At 71.8% G+C, this 9,836-nt stretch carries 11 protein-coding genes and 1 pseudogene; 6 read left to right on the top strand and 6 right to left on the bottom strand.

What is annotated here, in order from left to right; genetic code table 11:
- Positions 1-86 precede the first annotated feature (86 nt).
- Positions 87-1,412: a cation:proton antiporter gene (locus ACFRFC_RS12075; protein WP_382680948.1), complete on the top strand. Its 1,326-nt coding sequence runs from the start codon at positions 87-89 to the stop codon at positions 1,410-1,412.
- 606 nt (positions 1,413-2,018) lie between these two features.
- On the opposite strand, the gene ACFRFC_RS12080 is transcribed toward ACFRFC_RS12075, so the two are convergent.
- On the bottom strand, positions 2,019-2,681 hold the full coding sequence (locus ACFRFC_RS12080; protein ID WP_382680949.1) for an HAD-IA family hydrolase: 663 nt from the start codon (positions 2,679-2,681) through the stop codon (positions 2,019-2,021).
- Positions 2,682-2,820: 139 nt separating this feature from the next.
- On the bottom strand, positions 2,821-3,063 hold the full coding sequence (locus ACFRFC_RS12085) for a hypothetical protein (RefSeq protein ID WP_382680950.1): 243 nt from the start codon (positions 3,061-3,063) through the stop codon (positions 2,821-2,823).
- A 169-nt stretch (positions 3,064-3,232) separates the two neighbouring features.
- On the opposite strand from ACFRFC_RS12085, the gene ACFRFC_RS12090 reads away from it, so the two are divergent.
- Positions 3,233-3,631: an ImmA/IrrE family metallo-endopeptidase gene (locus tag ACFRFC_RS12090; RefSeq protein ID WP_382680951.1), complete on the top strand. Its 399-nt coding sequence runs from the start codon at positions 3,233-3,235 to the stop codon at positions 3,629-3,631.
- A 568-nt stretch (positions 3,632-4,199) separates the two neighbouring features.
- On the opposite strand, the gene ACFRFC_RS12095 is transcribed toward ACFRFC_RS12090, so the two are convergent.
- From ACFRFC_RS12095 to ACFRFC_RS12105, 3 genes and pseudogenes are all read right to left on the bottom strand, one after another.
- The gene (locus ACFRFC_RS12095) at positions 4,200-5,105 is read right to left on the bottom strand and encodes a hypothetical protein (protein WP_382680952.1); all 906 of its coding nucleotides are present in this window, start codon (positions 5,103-5,105) and stop codon (positions 4,200-4,202) included.
- Complete coding sequence (locus ACFRFC_RS12100; protein WP_382681123.1) at positions 5,090-5,365, bottom strand: hypothetical protein; 276 nt, start codon at positions 5,363-5,365, stop codon at positions 5,090-5,092. The genes ACFRFC_RS12095 and ACFRFC_RS12100 overlap by 16 nt, the downstream gene beginning before the upstream one ends.
- Before the next feature lie 11 nt (positions 5,366-5,376).
- Positions 5,377-5,778: pseudogene (locus ACFRFC_RS12105) on the bottom strand (hypothetical protein); the annotation flags it as partial.
- Positions 5,779-5,930: 152 nt separating this feature from the next.
- Between ACFRFC_RS12105 and ACFRFC_RS12110 the strand changes: the two are divergent.
- Entirely contained in the window at positions 5,931-6,587 is a 657-nt protein-coding gene (locus tag ACFRFC_RS12110; protein WP_382680953.1) for a CBS domain-containing protein, read from the top strand.
- Positions 6,588-6,686: 99 nt separating this feature from the next.
- On the opposite strand, the gene ACFRFC_RS12115 is transcribed toward ACFRFC_RS12110, so the two are convergent.
- Entirely contained in the window at positions 6,687-7,757 is a 1,071-nt protein-coding gene (locus tag ACFRFC_RS12115) for a zinc-dependent alcohol dehydrogenase family protein (RefSeq protein ID WP_382680954.1), read from the bottom strand.
- 290 nt (positions 7,758-8,047) lie between these two features.
- On the opposite strand from ACFRFC_RS12115, the gene ACFRFC_RS12120 reads away from it, so the two are divergent.
- The 3 genes from ACFRFC_RS12120 to ACFRFC_RS12130 all read left to right on the top strand — a co-directional run bounded on the left by ACFRFC_RS12120 (position 8,048) and on the right by ACFRFC_RS12130 (position 9,785).
- Positions 8,048-8,623, top strand: coding sequence for a hypothetical protein (locus ACFRFC_RS12120; protein ID WP_382680955.1), 576 nt, complete (start codon positions 8,048-8,050; stop codon positions 8,621-8,623).
- A 212-nt stretch (positions 8,624-8,835) separates the two neighbouring features.
- Positions 8,836-9,516: a CBS domain-containing protein gene (locus tag ACFRFC_RS12125; RefSeq protein WP_382680956.1), complete on the top strand. Its 681-nt coding sequence runs from the start codon at positions 8,836-8,838 to the stop codon at positions 9,514-9,516.
- Positions 9,517-9,650: 134 nt separating this feature from the next.
- On the top strand, positions 9,651-9,785 hold the full coding sequence (locus tag ACFRFC_RS12130; RefSeq protein WP_382680957.1) for a hypothetical protein: 135 nt from the start codon (positions 9,651-9,653) through the stop codon (positions 9,783-9,785).
- The last annotated feature ends 51 nt before the right edge of the window (positions 9,786-9,836 follow it).

A 9,836-nucleotide genomic window follows, 5' to 3' on the forward strand; every position in this document is an offset into this window, starting at 1 on the left:
AGGTGTGATGGTGCAGTTGGGCAGTGGGCGCGTCACCCGTATGCAGGTGCCGGGCCGATGACCTGTGCCGGTCGTGAGGAGCGCGGATGAGCAGCCAGTGGGCCGTGGTCGTGTCCGGTGGCGTGGTCGTCGCCTATGGGGCGTTCTCGCGGCGGCTGTCGACGACTGTGATCTCCGGGCCGTTGGTGTTCATGCTGTGCGGCCTGGCGATCGGCCCTCTCGGCCTGGACCTGATCGACCGGGCCAAGGACCCCGAGGTCACCCGAACTCTGCTGGAGGGGGCGCTGGTCCTTCTTCTCTTCACGGACGCGGCGGGGATTCGAGCCTGGGATCTGCGCCGGGAAAAGTTCCTGCCGCTGCGGCTGCTCGTGGTGGGCCTGCCTGCCACGATGGCTCTGGGGTGGCTGGTGGCCTGGCTGCTGTTGCCCGGTCTGAGCGTCTGGGAGCTGGCCCTGGTCGGCATCATCCTGGCGCCGACCGATGCCGCGCTCGGGCAGCAAGCCGTCTCCAACGAACGGGTCCCCGCACTGATCCGCGGCGGCCTGTCGGTCGAATCCGGTCTCAACGACGGCCTGGCGCTGCCGTTCTTCGTGCTGGCGCTGGCAGCGGCTGGTGAGGGGCACGGTCATCCGGGCGTCGTCGATACGTTTCTGCGTGCGCTGCTGCTCAGTGGTGCGATCGGACTCGCGGCCGGCTGGGTGGGGGCGAGCGTGCTGCGCTGGTCGGCCGCCCGAGGTTGGAGCGGCACGGATTGGTGGCAGTTCCTGGCGCTCGCCGTTCCGGTCGTCGCGTATGCGCTGTGCGTCGTGGTGGAGGGCAGCGGCTTCATCGGTGCCTGGGCCGCCGGCCTGGCCTTCGGCATCCGGCTGCGCCGGATGTCTGCCGACCGGGGCGCTCGCGCGAAGAGCCCGGATCCGGGGCGGAGTACGAGGTTCACCGAGCGCCTGGGCCTGCTGCTGGCCTCGCTGAGCTTCCTCGTGTTCGGCGCGGTCATCCTGGGACCGGCTCTCCAGCATCTGACGTGGCGGATGGTGGTCTACGCGGTGATCAGTCTGACCGTCATCCGGATGCTGCCGGTCGCGCTCGCGCTGATCGGCACAGGCTTGCGTCCGGCCTCCGTCGCCTATCTCGGCTGGTTCGGCCCGCGCGGGCTCGCCTCCCTGGTGTTCGGCCTGCTCGCTTTCGAGGAACACCTGGCCGGGGTGGCGCTGCTGAGCGAGGTCGTCGCCGTGACCGTGGGCCTGAGCGTCCTGCTGCACGGCGCGTCGGCCCCGTTCCTGGGAGACCGCTACGGCAAGTGGTTCGCGAGCGCGCTACGCGCCGAGCCGGACCTACGGGAGAACGCGGTCACGGTCGGCGACCCGCCAGGTACGCGAGCTGCCGGGACAACCAGGGGCACGCGACCCACCTGAGGTACCCGGACCGGCACCCAAGTGGAGGCGCTGTTACGGCCGCTGGGCCCGCGACGTGCTGGTCTGGGAGAAGGCACCATTCCTGTTCTGAGGCGAGCCGGTCGCGGGAGATGCTCTGGCGGGACCGGGCCGTGCTGCCAGGGCGGGCGAGGTGAAGTGCCTCGGGAAGCACGTGGGCGTCGTGCCCCTGGTGGTTGAGGGGGGTACCCGGGTCGAAGTGGCCGTTGCTGCGGCGGAGCGGGGAACGGGCTTCCGGGCCGTTCGCCATCCCCGCGAGCCGTTCGGGCGCTCTCCAACCGGTCGGTACCGGGGGGTCAATCCGGGGTCAACCGTGGGCGGGGTTCCTCCGAGGGCGGGCTGACCGTGTGGGAGCCGGCCACCGGCCGGACCATGCTCCGCGAGCACGACGAACAGACGCCCGTGACCGCCCAGTGATCGTTCCATCGTCCCAGGTCAGTCGTATCCGTTGTTTCGCGGCGGATGATCCGGCCACCCCGACCGTCACTCAGGGTTCGAAGAGTCCTGCACGATTCCTCGAACGCTGCTGCCGTCCCCCGGCCGCCCACACACGACCGGTGCTCGGCCACAGGGAAAGCCTCCGAGTGTTCAGGCCGGGGTGGGGTCGAGGAGGAGCGAGTCGAGGACCGCTGCGGTACCGGCCGGGTCCGTGGTGTGGTGCACGGTTCGAATGCCCAGGGCCGCCGCGGGCGGCAGATTCTCCGCGTGGTCGTCCACGAAGACACACTCCGGCCCCGTCAGCTCCAAGGCATCGAGCGCCCGCTGATAGATGAGCGGGGACGGCTTCCGTACGGCTTCCAGTTCCGAAAGGATCACGGCGTCGAAGAAGTCCGTCCACATGCCCTTGTCCTCGTACGGGTTGTAGGGCTTGATCCCGAACGAATTGCTGAGCATGGCGACCTTGATTCCGGCCGCACGGGCACGCTCCGCCGCAGCGACGATCTGAGGCTCTGGGTGGAGGTTCGCCAGGGCTCGACGCATCAGGTCGGTGGAGTCGATCCCCAGAATGCCGCCGATGACCCGATTCCAGTCCTCCTGAGTTGCCTCACCGACTTCCAGCGCCGCGTAGATCGCGACTCCGTCCGGATGCTCGTTCAGGGCTGCGAAGTACGCGCCCGGGGTCAAGCCTTCCGACCTCTCGAAGGCTTGCCCGTTGAGTCGCATCTGGGTGGTGAGGACGCCACCGAAGTCGAGGATCAGGCCACGGTACGGGGCTGACAAAGCGGCCTCCTTGCGCATCTGGTCGTACATGTACGCGGTCCCCCAGCCACGGCGGCGGCAGGGGGACCGTTGAGTGCCCTCCCCGCGGGGAGAGACCACCAGTATCGCCCCTCTCCGACTTGCGCGGGCATAGGCTTGACACGAGTGCCCTGTCCACTACGGCGAACGGTCAGCCCATGGTGTACGACGGAGAGTTGTTCAGCATCGGACAGCGGATCAAGTAGTGGCGCGAGCGCCGAGGCTTGTCCCAGAAGATGCTGGGAGACCTCAGCGGCAGGTCGGAGATCTTCCTGGTGGGCCGCCCGTCCAGCAGGCTGGACGCCTCCATGGCCCACTTCCGCAGCCTGCGCAGCACACCGAAGTCCCAGAGGGAACGGGCACTGGCCTTCGCGGAGCAGGTGTGGGAACTCACCTACGCCCTCGAACGGCGCGTCCAGCTACCGCTGGTGCACCTTCCAGGCTTCGCCGGCGGTGAGGTCCACCCCGGCGCCGAACTACCCACGGACCCTGCCGCGGCGGCTCGCGAACTCCGTCGGCGCTGGAGAATGGGGGACGGGCCCGTTACGCACTTGGTCCGGCGTATGGAATCTCACGGCATCGTTGTGGTGAAGCCTCCGGCGTCCGACACCTCGGCCGCCACCGTGGACGCATTTTCCACCCGGCCAGCGCGGCCACTCGTGGTGCTCACAGCCAACCGGGCCGATGACATCTACCGCCATCGCTTCACAGCCGCCCATGAACTCGGGCACCTGGTCCTCCATGGCGACGCCACAGGTGACAGCCGTCAGGAGAAGCAAGCCGACGCCTTCGCCGCCGAGTTCCTCACCCCCCAGGACAGCATCCTTCCCCTTCTGCCCAAACGGATGGACCTCGTAAGGCTGGCCGAACTCAGGCAGGTATGGGGGGTCTCCATCCACTCACTCGTCTACAGGTGCCGTGAACTGGGGCTCATCTCTGATGCCACGACCAGCCGCACATAGCAACGCCTGCGCGCACTGGACGGCCAGCCCGGGTTCACTCCCGAGCCTGTCTCGGGTTACTCGGGGGAGCAGCCGTCGCTGCTGCACCAAGCGTTCGACCTGGCTTGCAAGGAGGCGGATCTGTCGATCGCCGGACTGGCACACGAACTGGCCTGGACGACTCAGCGCGTCCGGGAGCTGCTCGACGTTCAGGAACAGCGCCCTGTACTACGGCTCATGCACCAGCAAGAGGCACTGGTCAACAACCCGCACGCGAGCTGAGCGAGCCGGGGAGGGCGAGAGGGCAGAGCGGACGACGGAAAACCCTGTGACGACCGAAACCACAAGACCGAGATGGTCCGGGCGGTCGAGGGCGCCGGGGTCAGGTAGTCGGGTGGTTCCGAGAGGCTGACGAGGCGGGCGAGGCCGTGGACAGTTGAGGCACCCCGAGGTCCCTGATCTCAGCTTCCCATGGGCGGGGCGGTCCGCGTGGGGGACGAGCGCCCCTGCCGGGAGCGTCCGGCGCTGGGCGGAGGGCTGGTCGGCCCTGCCGGCGTCCTCATCGTCGCCATCGCGGTTCCCATGGCCTTCAGTGCCGCTGCGGCCATGCGGGCACCGGGCCGGCGACCCTCCGGCGGCGGGGCTGTCGCGCCATCCCGGGCCGGTCGCGCGGCAGGTGCGGCGTACATCGACCACACCGTCGACGGCCCTTACCGGCCGAACGATCAGCGGAAGGCCGTCTCCTCGCCCCAGCCGCCGCTCGGCAGCCTCGGTCACCGCCGATCCCGCCCTGGTCGCCCGGGCGGTCGGTGTGGTCACTCGCCATGGCGGCCCCGGTCCGGCCGTGGGCCCCGTCCCGATCGGCGTCCCGGCCTGATGGCCTGTCCGTTGCTTTCGTCGTTCCCGCCGCCCGGCCCGTCGTGGCCGCCGCCTCCCACCGCGCCCCGGCCATGACCCCCGCACGGCCAGGCGGCGTCGGCGGTCTCACGGCAAGCTGCCGGGCTCCCGGCCGGACGCGCCCCGGCCATGACCCCCGCACGGCCAGGCGCAGCAGCACGTGCAGCACCTGGCCCGACGGCGAGCCGAGACGCTTCGTCACCCGGTGGCCCACGGCCAGCAGGCCGACCTGTTCCGTCAGCGCCACGAGGGCGTCGCCGGAGTCTGCCTCCATCACGCGGGTGCCGACGGTCAGTTCCGGGAACTCCCGCCCCACCCTTTCGGCCAGGTCGGACAGCCGGGTGGCGTGTTCCTCCAGCAGGCTCCTGGGGCTCCGTGCCGTGAGCATGGCGCCGCCCAGGTTCCGCAGCGCCGTCCGTACGGCGATCAGCCGCAGCGACGCCTGACGCAGCCGGGCCTCGGCCGCCGCGAAACGCACCCAGTCGAGGTCCCACGGACCGTGTACCGCGGCGGCCACGACACCGGCGGCGGGGCGGGCGGCGACATCCCGGACCACGATGACCGGCTCTTCGGGGTGTGTGCTCAGCCGGTGGGCCACCAACCCCAGCGCGAACTCCTCGAAGCCATTGATGTCCCGGCCTCGACGACGATCGTTCCCGCGGTCCGCGCGGCCATGCGCAGCGCGGCGGCCGGGATGCCATGGGGGAGGCTCATCGCCACCTGGAGGAGTGGGAAGGCCCGGCGTCCGGCCTGGACGGTGCGCTCCAGCAATTCCGTGCCGGTACGGTCGACCGCCGCGAGATCGGCCTTGGAGAGGAGGATCCCATGTGCTCGGTGCCGGCCGCATGCAGCAGGCACAGGGTCCCGCCGCGCAGGCCGGCCTCGGAGGCCGCCCATAGGGCCGCCTTCTGGGCGGGCGGGGAGTGATCGACACCCACGACGACGGGACCTGGGGTGACACTCGGGCCGGTCCACGATTCCTCCAGGATGGCCGACGACCCCGTACGGCACGGCGTGCGCCCGGCCGGTCGCACAGCCTGTCTCCACGCTCGCATCGCCTCCTCGTGGGCGTGCGCCCGGTGGCTGCCGTGCCGTCCGCCGTACCCCGGAGCACCAGGGCCGGCCGGCCCTGGTGCTCCGGTCGTGGGCGTGCTGTGCTGGTAGCGGTGGGAAGGACCGCGAAGGAAATGGACGCGGAGAAGTGGCTGGGGCCAGGTACCGCGCGATCCGGATCCGCGAGAAGTGGATGGCCTTCCCGTCCGGCCGCACATCCGGCCAGGTCCGGCGCCTGCGAACGGCTGTCGGTGCCGGGAAGCCCCCTGAGCCCAGGCGGCACACCTCAGGGGCCCTTTGGCGACGCCCGTCGGCCTCGGGGCGGGGGTCCGTCCCCCGCCCCGCAGTCCGGTGGTCCGAGGAGGAGACGATGCAGCGCAGCAACCCGATGCGGGTCCGTGACGTCATGACCCATGCCACTGTGGCGGTGGGCCGCAGGACTCTGTTCAAGGACATCGTGGAGCGCCTGGAGCAGTGGCACCTCAGCGCGCTGCCGGTGCTGGAGGGTGACGGACGGGTGGTCGGTGTGGTCTCGGAAGCAGATCTGCTGCCCAAGGAGGAGTTCCGGGACGACGATCCGGACCGTCTCACCCAGGCCCGGCGCCTCACCGACCTCGCCAAGGCCGGGGCGGTCTGCGCCGAGGAGCTGATGAGCACCCCGGCCGTCACGGTCCCGGCGGACGCCACACTGGCCGAGGCGGCCCGCATCATGGCGGTGAGGCATGTCAAACGGCTGCCCGTGGTGACTGCCGACGGGTTCCTCGAAGGGGTGGTGAGCCGCGGCGATCTGCTGAAGGTGTTTCTGCGCACCGACGAGGACCTGGCCGAGGAGATCCGGCGGGACGTCGTGGACGCGCTCTTCCCCGCCTCGGCCCCGTCCGTGACGGTCGGCGTCACGGACGGCGTGGCCGCGCTGGACGGGAGCGTAGAGGAGGCCGGGACCATCGCCCTGGCCGAGCGGCTGGCACGGGGTGTGGAGGGAGTCGTGGGGGTGGACTGCCGGCTCCGCGCGGCGACGGCAGGGTGACCACGGTCCGGTGACCGGTACCGGCGACCGGTTCCCGAGGCGACCGTTCCCGAAGGGCGGACAGCCCGCCCCCTCCCCACTGGCGTTCACGGCCACCGTTCACGCCGCCGGCACCGCCAGGTCCCCGTGCTGTCCGGCACCGAGGACGACCTTCAGCGCCCCGGTGTCGGCCGCGCGGCCGAAGACGTCGTACGCCTCCCGCATCGCGTCGAGGGGGAAGGTGTGGGTGACCAGGTCGGTGGTGGGCAGGCGTCCGGCGGTGGCCATGCGCAGCAGCGTAGGGGTGGAGTGGGTGTCGACCAGTCCGGTGGTGATGGTGACGTTCCTGATCCACAGGGTCTCCAGGTGCAGGGTGGCGGGCGTGCCGTGCACGCCGACGTTGGCGACCCGGCCGCCGGGACGGATCACGCGGGTGCACAGCTCGAAGGTCTCCGGTACGCCCACCGCCTCGATGGCGACATCCGCGCCGAGCCCGCCGGTGAGGTCGGCGACCAGTTGCTCCGGGTGCTCGCGGGCGTCGGCGACCGCGTCCGCCCCGAGTTGCCGGGCCGCTTCGAGGCGGGCCGGTGCCAGATCCACGGCGATGATCCGCTCCGGCGAGAACAGCCGGGCGGTGGCGACGGCCGCGAGCCCGATCGGGCCCGCCCCGACCACCACGACGGTGTCCCCCGGGGCGACCCGCCCGTTGAGGACGCCCACCTCGTACGCGGTCGGGAAGATGTCCGCCAGCAGCACGGCCGCGGCGCTGTCCAGGGAGCCCGGCAGCGGGTGCACGGACAGATCCGCGTAGGGCACCCGGACGTACTCGGCCTGGGTGCCGTCGATCAGATGGCCGAGGATCCAGCCCCCGCCACCGAGGCACTGTCCATAGGCGCCCTGGCGGCAGAAGACGCACCGCCCGCAGGCGCTGATGCACGACGCCAGCACCCGGTCCCCGGGCCGTACCGTGCGGACGTCGCTGCCGGTCTCGACGATCTCGCCGACCGCCTCGTGCCCCAGCACCGTGCCGGGCTGCACCTCGGGCACATCGCCCTTGAGGATGTGCAGGTCGGTGCCGCAGATCGTGACAGCCCCGACCTTCGCGATCGCATCGGTGGGCTCCTTGACGGCCGGGTCCGGGACGTCCTCCCAGGCGGCCTCGCCCACTGCGTGGAACACATAACCCTTCATGACGCTCCTCGCCCTCCGCTGTCCTGAGCGGGGCCCGGGTTCCGGCGCGTCGGCGGGGGCCGCGGGCCGGACACCGGCGGGCCGCCGGACATGACCCCGCCTCTCCAGACTGCGCGTCCCGGGCGGCGCGCGCATGGGGCGACCGGCCGACCAGTGCCTGGAGGTGAGGGCCGGTCGGCCCTCACCTCCAGGTCCGGGCAGCCCCCCGGGGATGGCCTTCCGTCCTTGTGCACACACCGGCCCGAGAGTCACCGTTGAAGGGAGCACCCATGACGAGGAGGTGTTCCGTCGTGAACGGCACGAATCGGTGGTTGTGGCGGTGGCGGAGCAGTCCGCTGCGGCGGCCGGAAGATCTCGTCGAGGCGTGGATCGTGCTGCTCGTCTGGCTCGTCATGGCGGTCGGCGGCGCCACCGCCGCCGCGGTGACCGTGCGCGGCGCCGAGGCGGCGCTCGACCAGCAGCGCACGCTGCTGCAGCCGGTCCGCGCGGTGCTGGGCACCGACGCCCCGCGCGTGTTCGACGCCACCGGACAGACAGGTGCGCTGGCCCAGGGCCAGGTGCGGTGGACGGCGCCCGACGGCACCTCCCGTACCGGACACACCCTGGTGGAGGCGGGACTGAAGGCCGGCACCCCGGTGACGGTCTGGGAGGACTCGCAGGGCCGGCTCGCCCTGTCCCGTCCCACCGGCCAGGCCGAGGGCGATGCCGGGGCCGCGCTCTTCGGTGCCGGTGCGGCGCTCGCCGTCGCCGCACCGGTCTACGGCGCAGGCGCCCTCGCCCGCGCCCGGCTCGACCGGCGGCGGCTGGCTCGCTGGGAGCAGGAGTGGGACCTGGTCGGACCTCAGTGGGGGCCGCGTGCCGGATGACATGCCGGATGACACCGCAACCGATTCCCCCCGGGCGGGGGTGACCCCGCGCACCGCCCCCGCGCACCGCCCCCGCGCACCGCCCCCGCGCACCGGGGCCCGCAGGCCGGGTCACTGGCACGACCGGCGCCTCTGGCCCACCCTGGAAGGGCGGACGCGTGGGATCCGGCCCCCGGCGCCGGACCACCGGTCAAGATCCCATGGAGTTCACCATGTACGGCACGCCGAGCATCGTCAGCGACGTCATGACCCAGACGGTCGCCGCGGTCGGCCCGCGGGCTCCCTTCAAGGAGATCGTGCGGCTGATGCGGGACTGGCGGGTCAGCGCCCTGCCCGTGGTCGAGGGCGAGGGCCGGGTGGTCGGCGTGGTCTCCGAGGCCGACCTGCTGCCCACCGAGGAACTCCGGGACGACGCCGATGTCGGCCCGCTGCGGTCGCGGCAGCCGGTCGACATCGCCAAGGCCGGGGCCCGCACGGCGGCGGACCTGATGTCCGCGCCCGCTGTCACCGTTCGGGCGGGCGCCACGATCGCCGAGGCCGCGCGTGTCATGGCCCGCGCGAGCGTCAAACGGCTGCCGGTCGTGGACGACTCCGGTCTGCTGGCGGGGGTCGTCAGCCGCACCGACCTGCTCAAGGTGTTCCTGCGCGGCGACGACGACATCGCCGCCGAGGTCCGGCACGAGGTCGCCGCCCCGCTCTTCGTGACCCCTTCGCCGGTGCACGTGGAGGTGCAAGACGGTGTCGTCACCCTCACCGGCCGTATCCGCGACACCACGCTCGTACCGGTGGCCGCCCGCCTCGTACGGGCCGTCGAGGGCGTCGTCGACGTCCGGTTCGACCTCGCCCACGGAGAGACCCCGCAGGGGCGGGGTGAGGCGGGACGAGGCGGGTGACGCCGTCCCGGAGCGGCCGGACCATGGCCGTATGCCCGGCAAGACGGCATCGGGCGACGGGATCCCGGTGCGCCGATGACGTCCCTGTCCGCCGACTCCTCCGCGCTCGGGCCCGGCCCTGAAGGGAGGCCGTCATGTCCGCCTCGCCGCCCCTCGACCCCACGACCGTCACCGCCCTCGTCCGGGCCGCGACCGCCGCCCCGTCGCTGCACAACGCGCAGCCCTGGACCTTCTGCCATCCGCCCGGCACCGGGGTCCTGCGGCTCTAAGAACTCCTAACAAAGTTGGAGGTTCTTCAGTCGTCGCCAGCAGATGATGCC

This window comes from Streptomyces sp. NPDC056734 (assembly GCF_042790455.1).
GTDB lineage: Bacteria > Actinomycetota > Actinomycetes > Streptomycetales > Streptomycetaceae > Streptomyces.